Annotated in this window: 6 protein-coding genes; all 6 read right to left on the bottom strand. The window is 76.8% G+C overall.

What is annotated here, in order from left to right:
- Position 1: 1 nt before the first annotated feature.
- Positions 2–1477 (bottom strand): FAD-dependent monooxygenase, encoded by a 1476-nt coding sequence (locus ACZ5OX_RS27180; RefSeq protein WP_465633711.1) that lies wholly within the window; start codon positions 1475–1477, stop codon positions 2–4.
- A 56-nt stretch (positions 1478–1533) separates the two neighbouring features.
- Positions 1534–1959, bottom strand: a complete 426-nt coding sequence (locus ACZ5OX_RS27175; protein ID WP_449790869.1) for a MarR family winged helix-turn-helix transcriptional regulator — start codon at positions 1957–1959, stop codon at positions 1534–1536.
- Positions 1960–2367: 408 nt separating this feature from the next.
- Positions 2368–3723 carry a helix-turn-helix transcriptional regulator gene (locus tag ACZ5OX_RS27170; RefSeq protein WP_465633710.1) on the bottom strand — a complete coding sequence of 452 codons (1356 nt, stop codon included), beginning with the start codon at positions 3721–3723 and terminating at the stop codon, positions 2368–2370.
- A gap of 914 nt (positions 3724–4637) precedes the next feature.
- Positions 4638–5093, bottom strand: a complete 456-nt coding sequence (locus ACZ5OX_RS27165; RefSeq protein WP_392882948.1) for a nuclear transport factor 2 family protein — start codon at positions 5091–5093, stop codon at positions 4638–4640.
- Positions 5090–16432: an SDR family NAD(P)-dependent oxidoreductase gene (locus tag ACZ5OX_RS27160; protein WP_465633709.1), complete on the bottom strand. Its 11343-nt coding sequence runs from the start codon at positions 16430–16432 to the stop codon at positions 5090–5092. The genes ACZ5OX_RS27165 and ACZ5OX_RS27160 overlap by 4 nt, the downstream gene beginning before the upstream one ends.
- On the bottom strand, positions 16432–26076 hold the full coding sequence (locus tag ACZ5OX_RS27155) for a type I polyketide synthase (RefSeq protein ID WP_465633707.1): 9645 nt from the start codon (positions 26074–26076) through the stop codon (positions 16432–16434). Before ACZ5OX_RS27155 ends, ACZ5OX_RS27160 begins: the two co-directional genes overlap by 1 nt.
- Between the last annotated feature and the right edge of the window lie 36 nt (positions 26077–26112).

Here is a 26112-nt window from a genome sequence, read left to right as displayed (position 1 = left end):
CCTACTCCCTTGCTTGTCGAGCGGGCCCGAACCAGCGGTCCAGGGCCATCGGTAGGTCGTGGTGGCTGCCGGGAGCGGCCCAGGCGACGTGTCCGTCCGGGCGCACGAGCACCGCCGAAGTGCCCTTCAGGTCGCTGCCGTCGGGTACGCCGACGGGGGTCGCCGTCACGATGTCGATCCGGTCCCGCCAGGCGTCGGCCCGCCCGCGCAGCGTCGCGTTGTCGTCGAGGTCGAGCAGCAGGCCGCGCCCGGTGCGCAGGAGCGCGGTGCTCGAGGTGCGCCCCCGCTCCCGGGCGAGGTCGAGGTGCGGCAGACGCGCGCCGAGCAGCGGACTTGGCCCGCTGCCGACGTCGTAGCGGATGTCGAGGCCGCTGACCCGCGCCGCGAGATGGCGGACCACCTCGGGGTGGACGAGGAGTTCGCCGAGCATCTCCCGTACGGGGGAGACCTCCTCGCCGCCGAGGATCAGCAGGCTCTGCGCCCGGGTGTTGGCCAGCAGCCGGCGGCCGACCTCGTGCCGCTCCTCGTGGTAGCTGTCGAGCAGCGCCTCGTGCGCCGTGCCCCGCACCACCGCGGCGAGCTTCCAGCCCAGGTTGACCGAGTCCTGGACGGAGGTGTTCATGCCCTGGCCGCCCGCGGGGAGGTGGACGTGCGCGGCGTCCCCGGCGAGCAGCACCCGGCCGCGCCGGTACTCGGTGGCCTGCCGGGCGGCGTCGCTGAACGAGCTCACCCAGACCGGCTCGGCACCGGTGAGGTCGATGCCCGTGAGCCGCTTCCACACGTCGGCGACCTCGCCGAACTCCGGCGGCCCCGAACGGCGTTGCGGAGGAGTGCCGCGCTCTCCGACGATGATCCGGTGGATGCCGCCGGGCAGTTTGGCCACCATCACCAGGCCGCCGTCGGTGGGCTGCCCGGTCATCCGGGGCTCCAGGTCCACGCCCTTGAGGTCGGCGAGGAACAGTTCGGTGGTCGCGGGCGTGCCGGGGAAGTCGAATCCGGCGAGCTTGCGGACGGTGCTGCGACCGCCGTCGCAGCCCACCACGTAGCGGGCCCGCAGCGCCCGGGCCGAGTCCCGGAGGATCACGGTCACGCCCTCGCCGTCCTCGGCGAGGCCGGTGACCTCCGTGCCGCGCCGGATGTCGGCGCCCAACTCCCGTGCCCAGGACTCCAGTACGGCCTCGGTGGCGGACTGGGGGACGGCGCGCGCCGACGCGTGGGCGGCGTTCAGGGCCGCCAGGTCGAGCGGGAGGCCGCCGAAGTGCCCCTCCTCGCTCGTCTGGATCCCGCCGAACCGGGGCAGCAGGCCGCGCTGGTCGAACACCTCCATCGTGCGGATGGTGAAGCCGATCCCGCGCGACTCGCCGGTCCGTTCCGGCAGTCGGTCGAGCACGATCGTGTCGACGCCCGCCAGACGCAGTTCTCCGGCCAGCATGAGCCCGGCCGGCCCGGCGCCGACGACAATGACTGAAGCGTCCATGTGAATCTCCAGAGCGTCCGGGGAGCCGATCCCGGGGGGTGGGTGTCGGAAAATCCCTACTTGTTCTCGATGTTGGCTGCTATGCGGGCCAGTACGTCATTGGCGGCGAGGAATTCGGCTTCGGAGATTCCGTTGAGCGAGCGGGCCGCGTGGTCGTTCACCAGGACCTCGGCCCGCTGGTGCGCCGCGACGCCGGATTCGGTGAGCGTCACCGTGTCGCCCTGGCGGAGCACCCAGCCGCGGTCCACGAATCCGTCGACCACCGACCGGTAGGAGTCGGAACGGTCCACGGCCAGGAACGGGGAGAATGCCGCGTCGATGTCCGCGACGGTCCGCACGCCGATACTGATGGCGTGCAGGACCTGCCACTGTCGCCGGTTCAGATTCTCTCCGGCGAGGGCCTTCGCGGTGGCCTCGTCGAAGAGCCGGTGCAAATGCAGAAGCCAGTATCCGATGCGCTTGGTGGTGTTCTGCTGAAGCATGAAGCGCCTACTTCCTCGGCGGCGGGGAGGGATTCTCGACCCGCCTGTTCCAACTCGCGGGTTGAATGTCCGACCACTCGACATTCGCATGATCGGCTGCCGCGCTACAAGGCTCCACGGGCAAGCCTACGGGCGACCCGCAGGGTCCCTTGCGGGTCGCCCGTAGGGCCCTTTGTAGGAACCCCTGAGATGCGGCTCTTCCGGCGCGTCGGTGGGTGCACGCGGGTCGGTGGGTGGGTCCACACGGGTCGGCGGGCGCGGCCGTGACGGTGCCGGCGGCGGCGTCGCACCGGGGGCGGTGGGCACGGCGTCGGGTTCCGCGAAGCGGACCGTGGTCGGCGTGAAGAGCCGGGAAACGCGAAGCGCCGCCCACCCGGACCACGGGTGAGCGGCGCGTGAACGGAAGGGTTACACGGCGGAGGAAAAGTGGTCGGCCCGGAAGGAGGAGAGCCGCTGGGTGTGGAGTGCGGAGTGCAGCTCGCTCCGGCCGGAAATGGCGAGTTTGCGGTAGACGCTCGACAGGTGGAACTCGACGGTGCGGATCGCCAGGAAGAGGGTCTCGGCGATCTGCCGGTTGCTGTAACCGGCGCTCGCCAGCTGGCCGATGTGCAGCTCCTGGCTGGTGAGGCTGGGGGCGTCCAGGCGCTCCAGGGCGGACCGCAGGCTGTGTTGCCGGCGCCGGTTGCCGCTCTCCCGGGCCACCATGAGGGCGGCCTCCAGGTGTCGGCGGCCCGCGGACTGGTTCTCGCGGTCGATCTGCAGGGTCCCGAGGTCGTCCAGGACCTGGATCAACTCGCCCCAGGCGTAAGCGAGATGGAGCAGCACCACGGCCTCTTCCAGGAGCGCCACCGAGGTGTCGTCCCGACGGGCGACGGCGACGGCGTGCAGCGCCAGGCCGATACAGCGCGGCGAGCCCCAGGTGCGGGCCACGGCCAGTTCCTCCTCGGCCAGCGCGAGCGCGAGGTCGCCCTGCTGGGTCGCGAGCGCGGCCGACGAGGCCCGTGAACGCCAGGGAATGACGGCGGGGTTGGCGACCTGGTGCTCGGCGAGCAGCCGTCCGCACGCCATGAAGTCCTTCAGGCTGTGCTGGGACTGGCCGGCCGCCTGCTGCAGCGCGCCGCGCGCGGCCAGGGTGTGGACGAGGTCCGGGCGGCTGGTGTCGAGCGGTCCGGCCAGGCCGTGCGCCCGCAGCACCTGGTGCGCGTGGCCCAGTTCGCCGGACAGGACGTGCGCCTCGATGAGCCAGGCGACGGCGAGCCCGCCGAGGTGCGGCGAGAGCCCGCGGGTCAGCTGTGCGGTGAGCAGGCCGGACGCCTCGACACCGTGCCCCTCGAGCAGGCTGATCCGCGCGCGCAGCAGTGTCAGCACCTCCTGGTGCCGCGGTGAGCCGGACCAGCGGGCGTCGTCGGCCAGTCGACGGCACTCGGCGTGCGCGGTGACGATGTCGCCGGTGTGGAGGAGCGTCATGATCGCCCGCCACATGCCGTACGGGTCGCCGCGGTCCTCCTCCGCCGCGAGGGCCGCCTCGACCTGCTGGTGGACGAGGGCGCGCCTGATCCCCAGGTTGGCCAGTTCGACGGTGCGTAAGGAGAGGCCCCGCTCGGGAGGTGATATGTGTTCGTTCTCGACGGAGTCGAAGCGTCCCGGTACGTAGACGTCGCGGCCCTCCCGCAGGACCCCGGCCCTCGTCCCGGTCGCGGTGGCCGCCCGAGCCGCGGCGAGGTGTCTCGGCCGGGGCATGTTCCTGAGGTCGTGATCGATCATCTTTTCCCCCTTGCTGTTCATCCGGTCGCCGGCATCGATCTGCCGCCGGGCGGCGCGGGTGCGGGTGCGGGCTGTCCCCGGCTGTATTCCGCTTCGTGGACGCCTCATTCGGGGCCACGCTACAGGGCGTCCATTGCACACGCATCAACGATCTCGGCCGCTCGATAACGGGTCGACCGGTGGGTGCCGGCCGAATGCCGGGGCGACGCCCGCTGCGCTGTCCCGGCGCGCTGACCTGGTGATTTCCGGGTGAGCTCGGGCGCGTCGTCCAGCGCGCTCCTTACGGCTCTCTGACGCGGGCGAGATGACGAAACGTGACCGTTGCCACAATCCGTCGACCGGTGCGCCGATAGCGCCACCGGCGGAAATGTGTGGCGTTCCGCCGAGAAACGGGAAGAAGTGACTCCATTTGCCTCACCGTGAGTGCCGGGGGCTCGAGTCGCGGATATCGGTGCGAAACGCGGACGGTGGCGGTGGCGGTGGTGCCCGTTCGGGAGCTCCCGGGGGGTTCGGCATTCGCGGATGCGGCGTCGTTCCCTCGGGGGCCGTGCACGCCGAGTCACCGTTCATGGGGCCGTCGTGGTGCTTCGGTGAAGAATTCGGCGCCGCGGGGATGAAACTCCGCCCATCTCATTCCTTGGGACGGGGTCTCGGCTGTCGGTGCCGCTCGGGGTGGGCGCCAAGGCTTCGGCGACCGGCGGCGAGGACCGTCGGCTCGGGAGGAAGGCTGCCGGCGATGTAGCGTTGGGTAGAGATGGCATGTACGCTGCGTGTCGCTGGTTGAGCGGAACGAGGGCCCGGCCGCTGCTCCGTGGGGGGAGTCGCGCCCGGGCCCGATGGCCGGCCGGGGCCCGGTCGCACTCGTGGGGGAGTCGCGGCCGGGCCCGTCGCCGGTGGGACGCCGGAAGGGCGGGTCAGACGTACCGGCGCTCGCCGGTGCCGTCGAGGGGGGACCACCACTGGTCGTAGTTGGTGGCGCCGTCGCCGAAGAAGCCGGCGTGGCCCTCGACGATCAGGCCGTCCTCCCAGCGGAAGACCTGGACGCCGCGGGCGTCGAGGACGTCGTAGGGCGAGGTGCTGCCCTCCGGGGCCCCGGGGCGGACGGCGTGGACCTGGACGACGTCCATGTTCTCGTTGCCGCTGATCATCGAAGTGACCAGCTCCACCTCGAAGTTGCCGCCGGCGGCCGCGGTGAGGGCGCGGCGGAAGGAGAGGAGGGCGTCCAGGCCGACGTGCCAGCCGGCCTGGAGGTGGCGGCCGGGGACGGAGAAGCGGACGTCCTCCGACCAGTACTGGGCGGCCTCGGCGCGGTCGCAGGAGATCAGCGCGAGGTAGGCCTTCTCGACCAGCTCGGGGGTCACGTCGGTCATGGGGTCGGCTCCTGTTCGTCGGTCAGCGGGCGGGTGAGCCAGCTGTGTACGGCACGGGCGGTGGGGGCGGCCTGCTCCTCGAGGAGCGAGAAGTGGTCGCCGGGGGTCTCCCGCACGGTGGCGGCGCCGGCCCAGGACGTCGCCGGGGGCGTGGTGCCGGGCAGGGCGTCGGTGGCGCGCAGGAAGAGGGTGGGGGCGGCGACGTCGCCGGGGGTCCAGTTCTCGAACACCCGGAAGTAGGCGCCCATGGCGGTGAGGGAGTGCGGGTCGGCGGTCGCGTCGGCCTCCCCGCGGCGGGCGAACAGGCCGTCGGTGAAGGCGGTCGCGAGGGCGTCGTCGGTGTCGCCCTGCAGATAGGTGTCGAGCAGGACGAGGGCCCGCGGCCCATGGCCGGACGCTTCGAGCCTGGCCGCCACCGCGTGGGCGACCCAGCCGCCGGAGGAGTAGCCGAGCAGCGCGAGCGGGGCGCCGTCGGCGTACCGCAGGACGGCCTCGGCCTGGGCGGCGACGACCGCGTCGAGGTCCGCCGGCAGCGGTTCGCCGGGCAGGAATCCGGGCTGCGGCAGCGCCACCACCTCGCGCAGGCCGCGCAGGGCCCCGGCGAACCGGGCGAACTGGTGCGGCCCCGAGTGGGCGACGACGGCGGGCAGGCAGACCAGCACGGGCTCGGCCGGGCCGGCCGCCAGCCGGACGGGCCGGGGCGGGGCGGGCAACTCGGCGGGGGTGCGGAAGGAGGGCAGGAAGCGGGAGGCCGTGCGCAGGAGGCCGATCCCCTCCAGGGTGCGGCCGGCGCCGCGGGCCTGGTGGAAGAGGGCCGCGAGGGCCGCGGTGGCGTCGGTGGCAGCCGGGGCGGGGGCCTCGGCGGGGGCGTCGGCGGTACGGGTGGCCAGTCGGCTGCGCAGGTGCTCGACCAGGGCCGGGAGGGTGGGATGGTCGAAGGCCACGGTGGCGGCCAGGCGCAGCCCGGTGGCCGCGTCGAGGCGGTTGCGCAGTTCGACGGCGGTGAGCGAGTCGAGGCCGAGTTCGGGCAGCGTGCTGTGCTCGTCGACGACCTCGGGGGACGGGAAGCCCAGGACGGTCGCGACCTCGGTGCGCACCACGGCCGGCAGGTCCGCCGCCGTCGCCGGGGCCGGGACGCCGCGGGGCTGCCGCGGGCGTCCGGGGCCGGTGTCGGGGCGGTGGTGCGCGGGGTCGGTGCGCAGCGGGACGAGGAGCGGGTCCGCGCTCGCGCCGGTGAGGGCGGTGTCGAACAGGGCGAGGCCCTGCGCGGGGGTGAAGGCCTCGACGCCGCCCCGGCTGAGGCGCTCCAGCTCCCCGGCGCCCGCCATGCCGCCGCCGTCCTGGTCCCAGGGGCCCCAGGCGAGGGAGTGGGCGGGCAGCCCGAGGTGGCGCCGGTGGTGGGCGAGGGCGTCCAGGAAGGTGTTGGCGGCGGCGTAGTTGGCCTGTCCGGGGGCGCCGAGCACGCCGGCGGCGGAGGAGAACAGGACGAAGGCGGCGAGGTCGTCGCGCAGCGTCAGGTCGTGCAGGTGCCAGGCAGACCGGGCCTTGGCGTGCAGGGTGCGGACGAGCCGGTCCGGGGTGAGGGAGGCGACCACGCCGTCGTCCAGGACGCCCGCGCAGTGGACGACCGCGGTGAGCGGGTGCCCGGCCGGGACGGCGGCGAGTGCGCGCGCCAGGTCGGCGCGGTCGCCGACGTCGCAGCCGGCGGCGGTGACGGTGGCGCCGGTCCGCTCCAGCTCCGCGGTGAGGGCGGCCAGCCGGGCGTCGTCCGCGCGGCGGCCGAGGAGCAGCAGGTGCCGTACGCCGTGGGTGGAGGCCAGGTGCCGGGCGACCAGTCCGCCGAGGGCGCCGGCCGCGCCGGTGATCAGCACGGTGCCGTCGGGGGCGAACCCCGGGGTGCCGGCGTCGGCGGGGCCGTCGACGGCGGCGGGCGGGTCGAGGGGAGTGAGCCGGGGGGTGCGTGGTGCGCCGTCCCGGATCGCCACCTGGGCGGCCTCGGCCGCGACGGCCGTCGGCAGTGCCTGCCAGGACGCCTCGGTGCCGTCCACGTCCACCAGGGCGAAGCGGCCCGGGTGTTCGGAGGCGGCCGAGCGCAGCAGGCCCCAGAGCGGGGCGTGGGCGAGGTCGGGGACGTCCTCGGCGGGCGAGGCGGCGACGGCGCGTCGGGTGAGCACGACCAGCCGGGAGTTCTTCCACCGGGAGCCGGACAGCCAGGCCCGGACCAGGTCCAGCGCCCGGGAGACCGGGGCCGGGTCGTCGGGCCGGTGCGCGTCGAGGAACGGGACCAGCACGACGCCCTCGGCGTCGTCGGGAACGGAGTCCAGGTCGTGGGCGCGCCGGTAGGCCCCGGGCGGGGTGTCGGCCGAGCCGAGGACCGTCCAGGTGTCCGGCGCCGGGGCGCCGGGGACGGCGGTGAGCGGCTCCCAGACGAGGCGCCGCAGGGCGCTGTCGGGGACGGCGCGCGGGACGGAGACCGGACGGAGGGTCAGGGCCTCGACCGAGGCGACCGGGGCGCCGGTCGGGTCGCTCAGCTCCACGGCCACCGTGTCGCCGTCCGGGGTCAGCCGGACCCGCAGCGCCCGTGCGCCGGTGCGGTGCAGCCGGACGCCGCGCCAGGAGAAGGGCAGGACGGCCGGTGCGGCCGCGCCGTCCCGGGGCAGGCCGAGGGCGTGCAGGGCCGCGTCGTGCAGGGCCGGGTGGAGGGCGTACGGGCCGGAGGCGTCGTCGGGCAGCGCGACCTCGGCGTAGAGCTCCTCGCCGCGGCGCCAGGCGGTGCGCAGGCCCTGGAAGCCCGGACCGTACGACAGGCCGGCCTCGGCGGGGCGCCGGTACAGGTCGGCGAGGTCGGCGGGGTCGACGGGCTCCGCGCCGGCGGGCGGCCAGGGCGCGTCCCGGTCGGCCGGGGCCGGCGGGCCGGCGGGGGCCAGGGTGCCGGTGGCGTGCCGGGTCCACCGGTCCTCGGCGGCCCCGTCGCCGGCGTCGCCGGCGTCGTCGGCGGCGGTGCGGGCGAAGAGGCCGAAGGCGCGTCGGCCGGTCTCGTCCGGCGGCCGGACGGACAGCCGCAGCGGCACCGCGGCGCGGTCCGGCACCGGAAGCGGCGCCTGGACCACCAGCTCCTCGACGGCGGGGCAGCCGAGTTCGCCGCCCGCGTGCAGGGCCAGCTCGACGAAGGCGGCGCCGGGCAGGACCGCCGTGCCGCCGATCCGGTGCTCGGCCAGCCACGGCAGGTCGTGGGCGTCCAGCGTGCCGGTGAACACCGTGCCGTCGAGGCCGGGGGCGGCGATGGCGGCGGAGAGCAGCGGATGGTGCCGGTCGTCGCCCTGCGCCGGGCCGGCCGGCAGCCAGTACCGGAGGCGCTGGAAGGCGTACGTCGGCAGCGGCACCGGGCGGGCGCCCGAACCGGCGTGGACGGCCGCCCAGTCGACGGCGACGCCCCGTACGTGCAGTTCGGCGACGGCCGTGGTGAGCGCCCGCGGCTCCGGCGTGCCGGGGCGCAGCAGCGGGACGGAGGCGCGCGCCCGGTCGCTCAGGCAGTCCCGGACCAGGGCGGTGAGCGTGGCGCCGGGGCCGAGCTCGACGAAGGTGGTCACACCGTCGGTCTCCAGACGGTGGACGGCGTCCCGGAACCGGACCGGCTGCCGGAGTTGGCGCACCCAGTACTCGGGCGAGCACAGCTCGGCGGCGGTGGCGCTCCGGCCGGTCACGGTGGAGACGACGGGCAGCGCGGGCTCCCGGAAGGTGAGGCCCTCGGCGACCCGCCGGAACTCGTCGAGCATGCCGTCCATCCGCGGGGAGTGGAAGGCGTGGCTCACCCGCAGCCGCCGGGTGCGGTGGCCGGCGGCGGCCAGCCGGGCGAGCAGTTCCTCCAAGGCGTCGGCGTCGCCGGACAGCACCACCGAGGACGGGCCGTTGACGGCGGCGAGGGCGATCCGGTCGGTGAGCAGCGGCAGGACCTCCTCCTCCGGGGCGTCGACCGCGGCCATCGCGCCGCCGTCCGGCAGTGCCTGCATCAGCCGGCCGCGGGCGGCGACCAGGGCGGCCGCGTCGGGCAGGTCGAGGACACCCGCCGCGTGGGCGGCCGCGAGTTCGCCGATGGAGTGGCCGGCCAGCACGTCCGGCCGTACGCCCCAGGCGGCGAGGCGGCGCAGCAGGGCCACCTGGACGGCGAACAGGGCGGGCTGGGTGTACTGCGTCCGGTCCAGGAGGTCGGCGGCCGCGCTGCCGGGCTCGGCGGCGAGGACCTCGCGCAGCGGCCGGTCGAGCAGCGGGTCGAAGACCGCGCAGACCTCGTCCAGGAGGTCGGCGAACTCGGCGTCGGCGGCGGCGAGTTCACGGCCCATGGCGGGGCGCTGGCTGCCCTGGCCGCTGAACAGGAAGGCCACCCGGCCGCCGTCGGCGCGCCCGGTGGGGGTGCCGGGCGCGGTGCCGTCGTCGGCGAGCCGCGCCAGGGCCGCCAGGCGGGTGTCCCGGTCGGCGCCGAGGACGGCCGCGCGGTGCGGCAGGGCGGCCCGGGTGGTGGCCAGGCTGAGGGCGAGGCCGGCGTCGGGGGTGTCGGGGTGCGTACGGAGGTGCTCCAGCAGGCGCCCGGCCTGGCCGCGCAGGGCTCGCGGGGTGCGGCCGGACAGCAGCCACGGCGCGGACACGGGGGTCACGGCCGGCGCGGCCGGGGCGTCGTCCTGGGCGTCGTCCGGGGCCTGCTCCAGCACGGCGTGGGCGTTGGTGCCGCTGATGCCGAAGGAGGAGACCCCGGCCCGGCGGGGCTCTCCGGTGGCGGGCCAGGCGGTCGGCTCGGTCAGCAGCCGCATCCCGCCGGCGGACCAGTCGACGTGCGGGGTGGGTTCGTCGACGTGCAGGGTGCGGGGCAGGACGCCGTGCCGCATCGCCTGGACCATCTTGATCACGCCGCCGACCCCGGCCGCGGCCTGGGTGTGGCCGAGGTTGGACTTGAGCGAGCCGAGCCACAGCGGCCGCTCCTCGGTGTGCTCGCGGCCGTAGGTGTCGAGCAGCGCCTGGGCCTCGATCGGGTCGCCCAGGACGGTGCCGGTGCCGTGCGCCTCGACCGCGTCGACCTGGCCCGCCGTCAGTCCGGCGACGGCGAGGGCCCGGCGGATCACCCGCTGCTGGGCGGGGCCGCTGGGGGCGGTGAGGCCGTTGCTGGCGCCGTCCTGGTTGACGGCGGTGCCGCGCACCACGGCGAGCACGGGGTGGCCGTTGCGGCGGGCGTCGGAGAGCCGCTCGACCAGCAGCACGGCGACGCCCTCGGCCCAGCCGGTGCCGTCGGCGCCGGCGGCGAAGGACTTGCACCGCCCGTCCGGGGCGAGCCCGCGCTGGCGGCTGAACTCGACGAACGGGCCGGGAGTCGCCATCACGGTGGCGCCGCCGGCCAGCGCGAGCGAGCACTCGCCGGCCCGCAGCGCCTGGGCGGCCAGGTGCAGGGCGACCAGGGAGGAGGAGCAGGCGGTGTCCACGGTCACCGCGGGGCCTTCGAGGCCCAGCGTGTAGGCGACCCGGCCGGAGGCGACGCTGCCGGCCGTCCCGGCGCCGAGGTAGCCCTCGACGTCCTCGGGGGTGCGCCGCGCCCAGGAGCCGTAGTCGTGGTACATCACGCCGGTGAAGACCCCGGTGTCGCTGCCGCGCATCGCCAGCGGGTCCAGGCCGGCGCGCTCGAACACCTCCCAGGAGACCTCCAGCAGCAGCCGCTGCTGCGGGTCCATGGCGAGGGCCTCGCGCGGGCTGATGCCGAAGAACCCGGCGTCGAACCCGGCGGCGTCGGCCAGGAAGCCTCCGCGGCGGGTGTAGAAGGAGCCGCGTCGGCCGGGCTCGGGGTGGTAGAGCCCGTCGATGTCCCAGCCGCGGTCGCGGGGCATGTCACCGGTGGCGTCCCGGCCGGCCAGGACGAGTTCCCACAGTTCCTCGGGGGAGGCCACCCCGCCGGGGTAGCGGCAGGCCATGCCGACGATCGCGATCTGCTCGTCGTCGTGGCGGGCGGCGTTCGCGGCGGGCTCGGGGGCGGCCCGGTCGGCGGCGCCGAGGAGCAGGTCCCGCAGCCGTACGGCGAGGGCGCCGGGGGTGGGGTGGTCGAACACGGTGGTGGCCGGCAGCCGGAGGTCGGTGGCGGCGCCCAGGCGGTTGCGCAGGTCGACGGCGGCGAGCGAGTCGAAGCCGAGCTCGGAGAACGCGCGGTCGCCGGGGACGTCCTGCGGGTTCCGGTAGCCGAGGACGGCGGCGGTCTCGGCGCGGACCAGCTCGGTCAGTTCGCGCAGCCGCTCGGCCGCGGGCAGGGCGGCGAGCCGCTGGGCGAGGCCGGTGCGGACGGGGCGCGCCGTGGCGGCCGCCCGGCGCCGGCGCCGGGGCCGGGCCAGGGCGCGCAGCAGGGCCGGCGCCGTGTCGGCGTCGAGGCCTTGCGGGTCCAGGTGGAGCGGTGCGGCCAGCGGCTCGGTGCCGGCGAGGGCGGCGTCGAACAGGGCCAGGCCCTCGGCGGTGGGGATCGGCCGCATGCCGAGGGCGGCGAGCCGGCGGCGGGAGGCGTCGTCGACGCCCGTGGCCATGCCGGAGTCGCCCTCCCACAGGCCCCAGGCGAGGGACAGGGCGGGCAGCCCGGTGGCGGCCCGGTGCTGGGCGAGGGCGTCCAGGAAGCCGTTGGCGGCGGCGTAGTTGGCCTGTCCGGGGGCGCCGAGGAGGCCGGCGGCGGAGGAGAACAGGACGAAGGCGGTGAGGTCGTGGTGTCGGGTGAGGTCGTGGAGGTGCCAGGCGCCGTCGGCCTTGGGCCGGAGGACCGTGTCGAGCTGTTGGGGGGTGAGGGTGGTGAGGGTGGCGTCGTCGAGGACGCCGGCGGCGTGGATGACGGCGGTGAGGGGGTGGTCGGTGGGGATGGTGTTCAGGAGGGTGGTGAGGGCTTGGCGGTCGGCGGTGTCGCAGGCGGTGATGGTGACGTGGGCGCCGGTGGCGCGCAGGTCGGTGGCGAGTTGTTCGGCGCCTGGGGCGGTGGGGCCGCTGCGGCTGGTGAGCAGGAGGTGGCGGACGCCGTGGGTGGTGACCAGGTGGCGGGCGAGGAGGGCGCCGAGTGAGCCGGTGCCGCCGGTGATCAGGACGGTGCCTTCCGGATCCAGCCCGGGGGCGGGCCGGTCGGCGGCGGCGGCGGGGGCCAACCGGGGGATCAGCAGGCGGCCCCGGCGCAGGGCGACGCTCGGCTCCTCCGGTCCGAGCGCCCGGGGGAGGTCCGCGGGCCAGTCGTCCGGTGCGTCGGTGTCCACGAGGACGATCCGGCCCGGGTGCTCCGACTGGGCGGAGCGCAGCAGGCCCCGGTCGGCGGCGCGCGGCAGGTCGCGGACGTCCTCGTCGGGACCGACGGCCACGGCGCCGCTGGTGACGACGGCGAGGCGGGTGTCGGCGAACCGGTCGTCGGCGAGCCAGGCCTGGACGAGGCCGAGGGTCCGGTCGGTGGACTCGGCGGCCGCGCGGTCGGGGCGCGGCGCGGTCGGGGCGTCGAGGAGCGGGAGCACCAGGGTGTCGGGCGGCGGCGCGGTGGAGCCGAGGGCGTCGGTGAGCAGTCCGGTGCGGCCCGGCGCCGCGAGGGCGTGCGGTGCCCGCGGATCGGTCCAGACCAGGTGGAGCAGCGGCTCGTGGGCGGTGCTGCCGGTGGTGGCGAGCCGGCCGGCGGGCCGCAACAGCAGCGACTCCACGGTGAGGACGGGGCGGCCGGAGGTGTCGGTGGCCTCCAGGGCGACCGCGCCCGGCCCGGCGGGGGCGAGTCGGACCCGCAGGGCGGTGGCGCCGACGCCGTGCAGGGCGACGCCGTGCCAGTCGAAGGGCAGGCTCGCGCTCTCGGGGGCGCCGGGGAGCGCGCCGAGGCCCAGGGCGTGCAGCGCGGCGTCCAGGAGGGCGGGGTGCAGCCCGAACGCACCGGCCGCGCCGTCCTGTTCGGCGTCCAGGGCGACCTCGGCGAACAGTTCCCCCTCGCCCCGCCAGGCGGCCCGCAGCCCCTGGAAGGCCGGGCCGTAGTGCAGGCCCTCGGCGGCGAGGCGCTCATACAGGCCGTCGGGGTCGAGGGCTTCGGCGCCGGCCGGGGGCCAGGCGGTGAGCGGGGGCAGGGTGGACGGGGAACCGGCCGACAGCCACCCGGAGGCGTGCCTGGTCCAGGGCCGCCCGGGCGGGGCGTCCTCCTCGCGGGCGTACACCTCGACCGCGCGGCGGCCGGCGCCGTCGGGTGCGCCGAGGCGGATCTGCAGGGTCACCGCGCCCCGCGCCGGGACGACCAGCGGTGCGGTGAGGGTGAGTTCGTCGAGGCGGTCGCAGTCCGCCTGTTCGCCGGCCCGCAGGGCGAGTTCGACGAAGGCGGTGCCGGGCAGCAGCACGGCGTCACCGACGCGGTGGTCGGCCAGCCACGGCTGGGTCCGCAGGTCCAGCCGTCCGGTGAACAGGAACTCCTCGGAGTCGGCGACGACGATGCTGGCGCCGAGCAGCGGGTGGTCGGGGAAGCCGAGCCCGGCCGGGGTGACGTCGAGCCGGCTCCCGGCCGGGGCCTCCAGCCAGTGCCGCTGCCGCTGGAAGGCGTAGGTCGGCAGCTCGACCCGGCGGCCGCCGCTGCTCCCGTGGCCGCTGCTCCCGTGGTAGGCCGCCCGGTCGATGGCGGTGCCGCGCGCGTGCAGGCGGCCGAGGGCGGTGGCGGCCTCGGCGGCCTGGTCGCGGTCCGCGCGCTGGGCGGCGACGGCGGCGGAGCCGGCCTCGGTGAAGCAGGCCTCGGCCATGGGCGTGAGGGCGGCCTCCGGGCCGAGTTCCAGGAAGGTACGGGTGCCCTGGGCCTCCAGGTACCGGACGGCGTCGGCGAAGCGGACGGCCTGGCGCGCGTTGCGCACCCAGTACTCGGCGGTCCGCAGTTCGTCCCCGGCGGGTTCGCCCGTGACGGTGGAGACGAAGCCGATCCGGGGCGGACGCAGCTCCAGTCCGGCGGCGATCTGCCGGAACTCGGCCAGCATCGGGTCCACCCGGGCCGAGTGGGAGGCGTAACTGACGTTCAGTCGGCGGGTCTTGCGGCCGAGGGCGGCGAAGTGCGCGGCGAGCGCGAGGACGGGCTGTTCGTCGCCGGAGAGGACCACCGCGTCCGGGCTGTTGATCGCGGCGATCTCGGCGCCGGCGGTCAGCAGCGGGCGGACCTCCGCCTCGGCGGCGGCGACCGCGACCATCGCCCCGCCCGGGGCCAGCGCCTGGGTGAGCCGGCCGCGGGCGGCGACCAGGGCGGCCGCGTCCGGCAGGTCGAGGACGCCCGCGACGTGGGCGGCCGCGAGTTCGCCGCCCGAGTGGCCGAGGACGTGGTCAGGCCGTACGCCCCAGGAGGCGAACAGCCGGAACAGCGCCACCTCGACGGCGAACAGCGCGGGTTGGGCGTACGCCTGGCCGGTGAGCGGCGGGGTGCCGTCAGTCGAGGGGCCGCCGGTCGAAGAGCCGAAGACGGCGGGGCGCAGGGGGGACGGCAGGTGCCGGTCCAGCTCGGCGCAGACGGCGTCGAAGGCCTCCGCGAAGGCCGGGAAGGCGGCGTGCAACTCCCGCCCCATGCCGGGGCGTTGGCTTCCCCCTCCGGTGAACATGACGGCCAGGCCGCCGGTGCCGGCGCGCTCGTGCAGCACACCGGCGGTGGGACGCCCGGCGGCGAAGGCGTCCAGCTCGGGCAGCAGGGATTCCCGCTCGCGGCCGACCAGGACGGCGCGGTGCTCCAGCGCGGTGCGGGTGGTGAGCAGGGCGTGGCCGACGTCGGCCGGGTCCGGTGCGGGACCGCGGCGCAGGTGGGCGGCGAGTCGGCCGGCCTGGGCGCGCAGCGCGGGTTCGGTGGCGGCGCTCAGCGTCCACAGCGCGGCGGGCGCGGCGCTCACCCCGGTGGCGGTGCCGTCGGTGGCGGTGCCGTCGGCGGCGGGCCGACCGTCCGCGGGGAGGCCGGCGGCGGGGAGGTCGGCGGCGGGCGCGGGCGGCTCCTCGATGACGGCGTGCGCGTTGGTGCCGCTGAACCCGAAGGAGGAGACCCCGGCGCGGCGCGGGGTGTCCCGGCGGGGCCACGGCTGCGGCTCGGTGAGCAGTTCCACGGCGCCCGCGGACCAGTCGACGTGCGGGGTGGGTTCGTCGACGTGCAGGGTGCGGGGGAGTTCGCCGTGGTGCAGGGCGAGGACCATCTTCATGATCCCGCCGACGCCGGCCGCGGCCTGGGTGTGGCCGAGGTTGGACTTGAGCGAGCCGAGCCGCAGCGGGCGGTCGGCGGGGCGGCCCTGGCCGTAGACGGCGAGCAGGGCCTGGGCCTCGATCGGGTCGCCGAGCCGGGTGCCGGTGCCGTGCGCCTCGACCGCGTCGACGTCGGAGGGGGCGAGGCCGGCGTCGGCGAGCGCCTGGCGGATCACGCGCTGCTGGGACGGGCCGTTGGGGGCGGTGAGGCCGTTGCTGGCGCCGTCCTGGTTGACGGCGGTGCCGCGCACCACGGCGAGCACGGGGTGCCCGTTGCGGCGGGCGTCGGAGAGCTTCTCCAGCAGGAGCATGCCGACGCCCTCGGCCCAGCCGGTGCCGTCGGCCGCGGCGGCGAAGGACTTGCAGCGGCCGTCCGAGGACAGGCCCTCCTGGCGGCTGAAGTCGACGAACGGCAGTGGCGAGGCCATCACGGTGGCGCCGCCGGCCAGCGCGAGCGTGCACTCGCCGCCGCGCAGGGCCTGGGTGGCCAGGTGGAGAGCGACCAGGGAGGAGGAGCAGGCGGTGTCGATGGTGACGGCCGGGCCCTCCAGGCCGAAGGTGTACGCGATCCGGCCGGAGGCGATGCTGCCCGAGGTGCCGGTGCCGAGGTAGCCCATGACGTCCTCGGGCAGCTCGCGGAGCCGGGCCGCGTAGTCGTGGTACATGATCCCGGCGTAGACGCCGGTGCGGCTGCCGCGCAGGGTGGCCGGGTCGATGCCGGCGTGCTCGAAGGCCTCCCAGGAGGTCTCCAGCAGCAGCCGTTGCTGGGGGTCCATCGCGGTCGCCTCGCGCGGGCTGATGCCGAACGGCGCGGGGTCGAAGTCGGCGACGTCGTAGAGGAATCCGCCCGCGTGCGCGGTGCTGGTGCCGGCCGCGTCGTCCGGTCCGCGCAGGGCGTCGAGGTCCCAGTCGCGGTCGGTGGGGAAGGCGGAGACGGCGTCCCGGCCCCCGGCGACGAGCTGCCAGAGCTCCTCGGGCGTGCGGACGCCGCCCGGGTAGCGGCAGGCCATGCCGACGATCGCGATCGGCTCGTGGGCCGCCTCCTCGTTCTCGCGCAGCCGCCTGCGGGTCTGCCGCAGCTCGGCGGTGAGCCGCTTGAGCGAGTCCAGGACCTTCTCGTCGGTGCCCGTCATCAGGCGTCCCCCAGTTCGTCGTCGATGATGGCGAGCAGTTCGTCGATGCCGGCGGCGTCGAGGTCGTCCCCGTCGCCGTCCGGGTCCCCGCCGGGTTCGGTGGCGGCCCGGTCGGCGGTGGCCTGCTCCAGGGCGGTGAGCAGGGCCTTGAGCCGCAGCCGGACCTGCTCGGCGTTCTCCGGGTCCCCGGCGAGGTCCGGGACGGACTCGCGCAGCCGGTCGAGGTCCGCGAGGGCGGCGTCGGCGGGGCTCGGTGCGGCGGGGACGAGGACGTCCCTGAGGTGCGCGGCGAGCCCGGCGGGCGTCGGGTGGTCGAAGACCGCGGTGGCGGGCAGGCGCACGCCGGTGGCGGCGTCGAGCCGGCCGCGGATCTCCACGGCGGCGAGCGAGTCCAGCCCGGATTCGGTGAACGGCCGGTCCGGGGCGACGGCGCGGGGCGAGCTGTGACCGAGCACCGTCGCGGTCTGGGTGAGCACGAGGTCGAGCAGCAGGCTCTCGCGCTCGGCGTCGTCCAGCGGGAGCAGCCGCTCGGCGAGCGAGGCGGCGTCCTGCCGGGCGGGGGCGCCGGAGGGGGCGGTACGGGCGCGGGCGGGGCGCACCAGGCCGCGCAGGACCGGCGGGAAGGCCGGGTCACCGCCGCGGGTCTGGAGCAGCGGCAGGTCGAACCGGGCCGGGACGAGCAGGGGTTCGGGCCGGCCGAGGGCGGCGTCGAACAGCGCCAGGCCGGTGGCGGAGGCGATCGCCCCGAACCCGGAGCGGACGATGCGGCCGCGTTCGGCCTCGGTCAGGCCGCCCGCCATGCCGTCGTCGGTCTGGTCCCACAGGCCCCAGGCGAGGGACACGGCGGGCAGCCCGGCGGCGGCCCGGTGCTGGGCGAGGCCGTCCAGGAAGCCGTTGGCGGCGGCGTAGGCGCCCTGGCCGGCGGAGCCGAGGACCCCCGACGCGGAGGAGAACAGGACGAAGGCGGTGAGGTCGTGGTGCCGGGTGAGGTCGTGGAGGTGCCAGGCGCCGTCGGCTTTGGGGCGGAGGGTGTGGTGGAGGTGTTGGGGGGTGAGGGTGGTGAGGGTGGCGTCGTCGAGGACGCCGGCGGCGTGGATGACGGCGGTGAGAGGGTGGTCGGTGGGGATGGTGGCGAGGAGGGTGGTGAGGGCTTGGCGGTCGGCGGTGTCGCAGGCGGTGATGGTGACGTGGGCGCCGGTGGCGCGCAGGTCGGTGGCGAGTTGTTCGGCGCCTGGGGCGGTGGGGCCGCTGCGGCTGGTGAGCAGGAGGTGGCGGACGCCGTGGGTGGTGACCAGGTGGCGGGCGAGGAGGGCGCCGAGTGAGCCGGTGCCGCCGGTGATCAGGACGGTGCCCTGCGGATCCAGCCCGGCGGGCTCGGAGCGGGCGTCCGTCCTGGCGAGCCGGGGGAGCAGCAAGGTGCCGTCCCGCAGGGCCAGTTGGGGCTCGCCGCCGGCGAGGGCGGCGGGCAGGGCGTGCCAGGAGGCGTCCTCGCCGTCGAGGTCCGCCAGCACGATCCGGCCGGGGTACTCCGCCTGGGCGGCGCGGGCCAGACCCCAGACGGCGGACTGCGCCGGATCGACGGGCCGCGGCGGTGCGGCCGGCGCCCCGGCCGGGGCGCAGTCGGCGGCGTTGCGGGTGAGCAGGGCCAGCCGGCCCCGGGCGGAACCGCCGTCGGCCAGCCAGGAGCGGACCACGGCGAGCGCCCGCTCCACCGCCGCCAGGGTGGCGGCCGGGCCGGCGGCCGCGTCGACCGTGACCGGGACGAGGGCGACCTCGGCGTCCCCGCCGGCGGGGAGTTCGGCGAGCGGCGCCGGCGCGGGGCCGTCGCCGAGCCAGCGGAGCGTGACCGGCTCCGCCGCCCCGGAAGCGCCCGGCACCCAGTCGATCCGGTACAGCGCCCCCGCCGCCTCGGCCTGCCGGGCGTCGAGGTCCCGCGCGTCCGCCCGCCGGGCGGCCAGCCGTTCGACGTCCACCACCGGCTCGCCCCGGTCGTCGGCGATCGCCATGGTGACGGCCCCAGGACCGGCCGGCGCGATCCGCACCCGCAGCCGGCTGGAGCCCGTGGAGTGCACCCGCACGCCCGACCAGGAGAACGGCACCGCCGCCCCCGAGTCGGAGCCCAGGCCGTCCATCGCGGCCGGGTGCTGGGCGGCGTCCCACAGCGCGGGGTGCAGGGCGAAGGCCTGCGGGTCGGCGCCGTCCGGCAGCGCCGCCTCGGCGAACAGGGTGTCGCCGTCGCGCCAGGCGGCGCGCACGCCCCGGAACAGCGGGCCGTACGCCACCCCCTGGGCGGCGAAGGCCTCGTAGAGGCCGTCCACGGGGACGGGCTCGGCTCCGGCGGGCGGCCAGGCGCGCAGGTCGTGGCCCGCCGGGGCCGGCTCGTCGTCGGCCAGGACGCCGCTCGCGTGCAGGGTCCACGGCGCCGCGCCGGTGGTGTCCCACGGGCGCGCGTAGAGCCGCAGGGCGCGGCTTCCGGCACTGTCGGAGGGGTCGGACTCCTCGACCAGCAGCTGGAGTTCGGCCTCCTCCTCCGGCCCGAGGACGAGCGGCGCGTGCAGGGTCAGCTCCCGTACCCGGGTGCGGCCCGCGGCCTCGGCGGCCTGCGCGGCCAGCTCGACGTACAGGGTGCCGGGCACGACGGTGGCGTCGAACAGCCGGTGCTCGGCGAGCCAGGGCGCGGTCTCGGGGGAGAGCCGGCCGGTGCCCACCAGGCGGTCGCTGTCGCCCAGCGGCACCAGGGCGTCGAGCACCGGGTGCCCGCCGCCGCCCGGACCGCGCCGGGAGGTGAACCCGCGCTGCGGCCAGTAGCGGCTGCGCTGGAAGGCGTAGGTGGGCAGCTCCACCGCGCGCGCCCCGCGCCCGGCGAACACCGCCCGCCAGTCCACCGGGACGCCCTGGACGTGCAGTTCGGCGGCGGCGAGCAGCAGCGCGGCCTCCGGCGGCCGGTTGCGGCGCTGCGCCGCGACGACGACGCCCTGCCCGGCCAGGCTGTCGGCGGCCATCGAGCTGAGCGCGCCCTGCGGCCCCACCTCGACGAACAGTTCGGCGCCCGCCCCGGCCAGGCCGCGCACGGCGTCGTGGAAGAGCACCGCGTCCCGCACGTGGCGGACCCAGTGCTCGGCGGCGGCCGGTTCCTCGGCGGTCACCGGCCGCCCGGTGAGGGCGGAGACCAGCGCGACGCGCGGGGCGTGGTACGTCAGCTTCCGCGCGACCCGCTCGAACTCGGCGAGCATCGGGTCCATCAGCGGGGAGTGGAAGGCGTGGCTGACCCGCAGCCAGGACACCCGGCGTCCGCGTCCGCGCAGCTCGTCGACCACCTCGGCGACCGCCGCGCGCTCGCCGGACAGGACGCTCGCCCGGGGGCCGTTGACCGCCGCGACCGCGACGACGCCCGCCCGGCCGGCGAGCAGGTCGGCGAGTTCGGCCGGCGCCGCCTCGACCGCGGCCATCGCGCCGCCGTCCGGCAGCGCCTGCATCAACCGGCCCCGCGCGGCGACCAGTTCGGCCGCGTCGGCGAGCGAGAGGACGCCCGCCACGTGCGCGGCCGCGAGCTCCCCGACCGAGTGCCCGGCCAGCAGGTCCGGGACGACGCCCCAGGACTCCAGCAGCCGGAACAGCGCCACCTCGAAGACGAACAGCGCGGGCTGGGCGTACTCCGTCCGGTCGATCAGCTCCTCGGCCCGCGCGTCCCCCGGCTCGGCCAGGACGAGCTCGCGCAGCGGGCGCTCGGCCCGGGCGTCCAGGTGCGGTTCGAGGGCGGCGCACGCGGCGTCGAAGGCGTCGGCGAAGACCGGGTACCCGCGGTGAAGTTCGCGCCCCATGCCGGCGGCCTGGCTGCCCTGCCCGGAGAACAGGAACGCCGTCCGGCGCCCCTCCCCGGCCTGCCCGAGCACCACCCCGGCGGCGTCCCGGCCCTCGTGCAGCGCGGTGAGCGCGGCCAGCGCCCGCGGACCGTCCTCGGCCAGGACGACGGCGCGGTGCCGCAGGGCGGCGCGGGTGGTGGCGAGCGACCAGGCCACGTCCAGCGGGCGGGCGTCCGGGCGGGCCGCCAGGTGCTCGGCCAGCTGCAGCGCCTGGCCGCGCAGCGCCTCGGGGCTCCGGGCGGACAGCGTCCAGGGCACCACCCGGTCGTCCGGGGCGGCGGGCGGGGTCTGCGGCTCGACGGCCGGCGGCTCCTCGATGACGACGTGCGCGTTGGTGCCGCTGATCCCGAAGGAGGACACCCCGCCGCGCCGGGGGCGGCCGGTGCGCGGCCACGCCCGGGCCTCGTCGAGCAGCCGCACCGCCCCGCTCGACCAGTCGACGTGCGGGGTCGGCTCGGTCAGGTGCAGGGTCTTCGGCAGCCGCTCGTGGCGCAGCGCCTCGACCAGCTTGATGATGCCCGCGAGGCCCGAAGCGGCCTGGGTGTGGCCGAGGTTGGACTTCAGCGAGCCCAGCAGCAGCGGCCGGTCGGCGGCCCGCCGCGCGCCGTAGGTGGCGAGCAGCGCCTGGGCCTCGATCGGGTCGCCGAGCTTGGTGCCGGTGCCGTGCGCCTCCACCGCGTCCACGTCGTCGGGGGTCAGCCCGGCGTCGGCGAGGGCACGGCGGATCACCCGCTCCTGGGCCGGGCCGTTGGGCGCGGTCAGGCCGTTGCTGGCGCCGTCGGAGTTGATGGCGGAGCCGCGCACCACGGCGAGCACCCGGTGGCCCTTGCGCCGGGCGTCGGACAGCCGCTCCACCACCAGGACGGCCACGCCCTCGCTCCAGCTGGTGCCGTCCGCGTCGGCGGAGAAGGAGCGGCAGCGGCCGCTCGGGGAGAGCACCCGCTGCCGGTTGAACTCGGTGAACAGCAGCGGACTGGTCATCAGGGTGACGCCGCCCACCAGCGCCAGGTCGCAGTCGCCGCGCCGCAGGGCCTGGCCGGCCCAGTGCAGTGCCACCAGGGAGGAGGAGCAGGCGGTGTCGACGGTGACCGCCGGTCCGCCGAACCCGAAGGCGTACGCCAGCCGGCCGGACAGCACGCTGGCGGTGTTGCCCGTCCCGATGTACCCCTCCAGGTCGTCCTTGCCGGTGGCCAGCACCCGGGGGTAGTCCTGGCCGTTGGTGCCGACGAAGACGCCGACCGGCCCTTCGGCGGCCGTCGCCACCGGGTCGATGCCGCCGCGTTCGAACGCCTCCCAGGAGGTCTCCAGCAGCAGGCGCTGCTGCGGGTCCATGGCGAGGGCCTCGCGCGGGGAGATCCCGAAGAAGGCCGCGTCGAAGTCGGCGACGGTGTCGATGAAGCCGCCCTGGCGGGCGTAGGTGGTGCCGGGCCGGTCGGGGTCGGGGTGGTAGAGGCCGGCGAAGTCCCAGCCGCGGTCGGTGGGGAAGTCGCCGATGACGTCCGCCCCGGTGTCCAGGACCTCCCAGAGCTGTTCCGGGGAGCGGACGTCGCCGGGGAAGCGGCAGGCCATCGCGACGATCGCGAGCGGTTCGGCGGGGTCGTCGGCGGGCCTCGGCGGGGTGTCGGCGTCCTCGTCGTCCCGTGTGCCGGTGAGGGCGAGGACGTGGTCGACGACGGCCCGGGGGGTGGGGTGGTCGAACACCAGGGTCGCGGTGAGCCGAAGGCCGGTCGCCGCGCCGAGCCGGTTGCGCAGCTGGACGGCGGTGAGCGAGTCGAGCCCGAGCTCCTGGAAGCGCTGGTCGGTGCCGATCGCCCGGGCGTCGGCGTGGCCGAGCACGGCGGCGATCTCGGTGCGGACGAGGTCGAGCAGGAACTCCCGGCGGGCGGCGGGCTCCAGGGCCCCCAGCGCGGTCCCGGGGGCCGGGGCGGGGACGGGACGGTCGGGCCGCGTGGAGGACCGCAGCGTGAGCACCGCCTGGCCCGCGTGCCGGGCCCGGCCCAGGTGATCGAACGCCTCGGTGGCCCGCTCGACGTCCCAGTCGGGGACGGCCGGCGGGGGCAGCGTGCCGTCCGCGAACAGGGCGGCCAGCTCGCCGAGGACGGCCCGCAGGCGGTCCGGACCGGCGTCCGCGAGGTCGGCGACCAGGTACCGCACGCCCGGGGGGTCGGCGGCGACCCGCCCGGCGTCGCGCCGGTCGGTGCGTCCGGTCTCCACGAAGCGGCCGCCGTGCGGCAGCAGCCGCAGCGAGGCGTCGGTGGACTCCCCGGCGAGGCAGTTGAGCACGACGTCGGCGCCGCGTCCGCCGGTGGCGGCGAGCAGCTCCGGCGCGAAGCCGGGATCGGCCGAGGAGGCGAGGTGCTCCCGGGGCAGGCCCAGCGCCAGCAGTGCCTCCCGGTGCTCGGGAAGGTCGGTGGCGAGGACGTCCGCCCCCAGGTGGCGGGCCAGGTGGACGGCGGCCAGTCCGGCGCCGCCGCTCGCGGCGTGCACCAGGACGGTCTCGCCGGGCCGGAGCCCGGCGAGTCCGACCAGGGCGTGGTGCGCGGTCAGGTGGGCGAGCGGCGCGGCGGCGCCCTGCTCGAAGGTCCAGCCGGCCGGGAGGGCGCAGGACAGCCGGTGGTCGGTGACCGCGACCGGGCCGGCCGCTCCGTCCGGGAACAGGCCCATCACCCGGTCGCCCGGGGCGAGCCCGCCGACCTCGGCGCCGACCTCCAGGACCACGCCCGCCGCCTCCAGCCCCAGCCCGCCGCCGGTGTCACCGTGCAGGGCCAGGCCGAGGCCGACCAGGACGTCCCCGAAGTGCAGGCCGACGGCGCGGACGGCGACCCTGACCTCGCCCGGTCCGAGCGGGCGGTCCGCGTCGGCGGACGGCACCGGGGCGAGGGTGGCGAGGTCGCCGGGCTCGGTGACGGCGAGCCGCCAGGCCGCCCCGGGCCCGCCGGGCGCCCGGGCACCGGACGACTCGTCGGCCGGGGTGGGCTCGTCGGCGGCCAGCCAGTAGCGGCTGCGCCGGAAGGCGTAGGTGGGCAGGCCGACGCGCCGGGCCGGGCCGAAGTAGCGGTCGGCGTCCAGCCGGGCGCCGCCCGCCACCGCCTCGGCGACCGCGTCGGCGAACCGGTCCTGGGTCCCGTGGCCGCGGTGCAGCGAGCCGACGACGACGGCCTCGGTGCCGGCCTCCTCGACGGTCTCCTGAAGGGCCTGGGTGAGCACGGGGTGCGGACCGCACTCGATGAACAGGTCGAAGCCGTCCGCCAGCATGGCGCGGGTGGCCCGTTCGAACTCCACCGGCTGCCGCAGGCTGCGGTACCAGAACCCGGCGTCCTGAGCGCCCGGTTCGAGCAGCCCGCCGGTGGCCGGCGAGTACATCGGAAGCCGTGACTGATGCACCGTCACCGTGCCGAGCAGGGCCGTCAGTTCGTCCCGGACGGACTCCACCTGCGGGGTGTGTGAGGCGTAGTCCAGCGGGATCCGCCGGGCCCAGACGCCCTCCGCCTCGCAGCGCGCCCGCAGCTCCTCCACCGCCCGGTTCGGGCCCGCGACCACCACCGAGCGCGGGCCGTTGACCGCTGCGACGGTCAACTCGCCCTGCCATTCGGCCAGTTGCTCGCGGATCCGGGTGGGCGTGGCGGACACCGCGAGCATCCCGCCGTCGAGCCGGCCGAGCGACACCAGGGCCCGGGCGCGCAGCGCCACCACCCGGGCCGCGTCCGGCAGCGACAGCGCGCCGCTGACGGCGGCGGCCGCGATCTCGCCCTGGGAGTGGCCCAGCACCCCGGACACCTCGACGCCGCAGGACTCCCAGAGCGCGGCCAGCGACACCGTCACCGCCCAGAGCGCGGGTTGGGCGACGTCGGTGCGCTCGGGCCGCGGCGCGCCCGGTGCGCCGCGCAGGACGTCGGTCAGCGACCAGTCCACGTGCGGGCGAAGCGCCTCGGCGCACTCCGCCAGGCGGCGGGCGAACGCGGGGGAGGAGTCGAGCAGTTCGGCGGCCATGCCGGCCCACTGGCTGCCGGCGCCGGGGAAGACCAGGGCGGCCCGGCCGGAGCCGGCGAGCGACCGGGCGACCCTGGCGGTGGTCGTGCCCGGGGTCGTGCCGGTCGCCAACGCGTCCAGTCCGGCGAGGAGTTCGGCGCGGTCCCGGCCGGTCACGGCGGCCCGGTGGGGGAAGGCCGTCCGGGTGCGCAGCAGCGACCAGCCGACGCCGGCGGGGTCCAGCTCCGGTTCGGCGCGCAGGTGGGCGGCCAGCCGCTCGGCCTGGGCGGGCAGGGCCTCGGCGCTGCGGGCGGACAGCAGCCACAGCGGCGGAAGGCCGGAGGGTTCGGCGGCGGGTACGGGCGGCTGCCCGGGAGCGGCCTCCTCGGCGGGGGCGTCCGGGGCCTGTTCGAGCAGGACGTGCGCGTTGGTGCCGCTGATGCCGAAGGCGGAGACGCCCGCCCGGCGCGGCTCGCCGGAGTCGGGCCAGGGGCGGGCCTCGGTGAGCAGTTCCAGCGGGCCGTCCGACCAGTCCACGTGCGGCGACGGCCGGTCGGCGTGCAGGGTGCGCGGCAGGACGCCGTGGCGCATCGCCATCACCGTCTTGATCACCCCGGCGACGCCCGCCGCGGCCTGGGTGTGGCCCAGGTTGGACTTGAGCGAGCCCAGCCAGAGCGGCCGGTCGGCGGCCCGGCCCTCCCGGAACACCGCCTGCAGCGCCTGGGCCTCGATCGGGTCGCCGAGGGTGGTGCCGGTGCCGTGCGCCTCGACGGCGTCGATCTGGGCGGGCAGCAGCCGGGCGTTGTCCAGCGCCTGGCGGATGACGCGCTGCTGGGCGGGCCCGTTGGGCGCGGTCAGCGCGCCGCTGGCGCCGTCCTGGTTGACGGCGCTGCCGCGGACCAGGGCGAGCACGGGGTGGCCGTTGGCACGGGCGACGGAGAGCCGTTCGAGCAGCAGCAGCGCGGCGCCCTCCGACCAGCCGGTGCCGTCCGCGTCCGCGCCGAAGGCCTTGCAGCGGCCGTCCGGTGCCAGGCCGCGCTGGCGGCTGAAGCCGACGAAGGTGGCCGGCGTCGCCATCAGCGACACCCCGCCGGCCAGGGCGAGGTCGCAGTCGCCCTGGCGCAGCGCCTGGGTGGCCAGGTGCAGGGCGACCAGGGAGGAGGAGCAGGCGGTGTCGACGGTGACGGCCGGGCCCTCCAGGCCGAAGGTGTACGCGACCCGGCCGGAGGCGACGCTGCCCGCGCTGCCGGTGCCCAGGTACCCCTCGGTGTCCTCGTCCGGCCGGCGGACGCGGCTGCCGTAGTCGTTGTACATCACCCCGGCGAAGACGCCGGTCCGGCTGCCGCGCAGCCGCTCGGCGGGCAGCCCGGCCCGCTCGAAGGCCTCCCAGGCGACCTCCAGCAGCAGGCGCTGCTGCGGGTCCATGGCCAGGGCCTCGCGCGGGCTGATCCCGAAGAAGGCGGGGTCGAAGTCGGCGTAGCCGTCGACGAATCCGCCGTGCCGGGTGGTGGAGGTGCCGGCGTGGTCCGGATCCGGGTGGTAGAGCGCGTCGAGGTCCCAGCCCCGGTCGGTGGGGAAGCCGGAGACGGCGTCGGTGCCGTCGGCCACCAGTCGCCACAGCTCCTCGGGCGAGTGGACGCCGCCCGGCAGTCTGCAGCTCATCGCCACGACGGCGATCGGCTCGTGGGCCGCCTCCTCGATCTCGTCCAGGCGCCGGCGGGTCTGCTGCAGGTCGCCGGCCATCCATCGGAGGTAGTCGACGAGCTTCTCGTCCTTCTCGTCGTCGGCCATCGGAACCTCACTCGTCGTCATGTCGCGGGGAACGGGTCGGGCGTGCCGGCCCGGGGT

Source organism: Kitasatospora sp. NPDC032121 (assembly GCF_055580145.1).
This window is presented reverse-complemented; position numbering and strand designations above follow the sequence as displayed.

Excerpts from the sequence above, each read along its gene's own strand:
- ACZ5OX_RS27175 (WP_449790869.1), bottom strand. The coding sequence starts at position 1,959 with ATGCTTCAGCAGAACACCACCAAGCGCATCGGATACTGGCTTCTGCAT.
- ACZ5OX_RS27170 (WP_465633710.1), bottom strand. The coding sequence starts at position 3,723 with ATGATCGATCACGACCTCAGGAACATGCCCCGGCCGAGACACCTCGCC.
- ACZ5OX_RS27155 (WP_465633707.1), bottom strand. The coding sequence starts at position 26,076 with ATGACGACGAGTGAGGTTCCGATGGCCGACGACGAGAAGGACGAGAAG.
- ACZ5OX_RS27165 (WP_392882948.1), bottom strand. The coding sequence starts at position 5,093 with ATGACCGACGTGACCCCCGAGCTGGTCGAGAAGGCCTACCTCGCGCTG.
- ACZ5OX_RS27180 (WP_465633711.1), bottom strand. The coding sequence starts at position 1,477 with ATGGACGCTTCAGTCATTGTCGTCGGCGCCGGGCCGGCCGGGCTCATG.
- ACZ5OX_RS27160 (WP_465633709.1), bottom strand. The coding sequence starts at position 16,432 with ATGACGGGCACCGACGAGAAGGTCCTGGACTCGCTCAAGCGGCTCACC.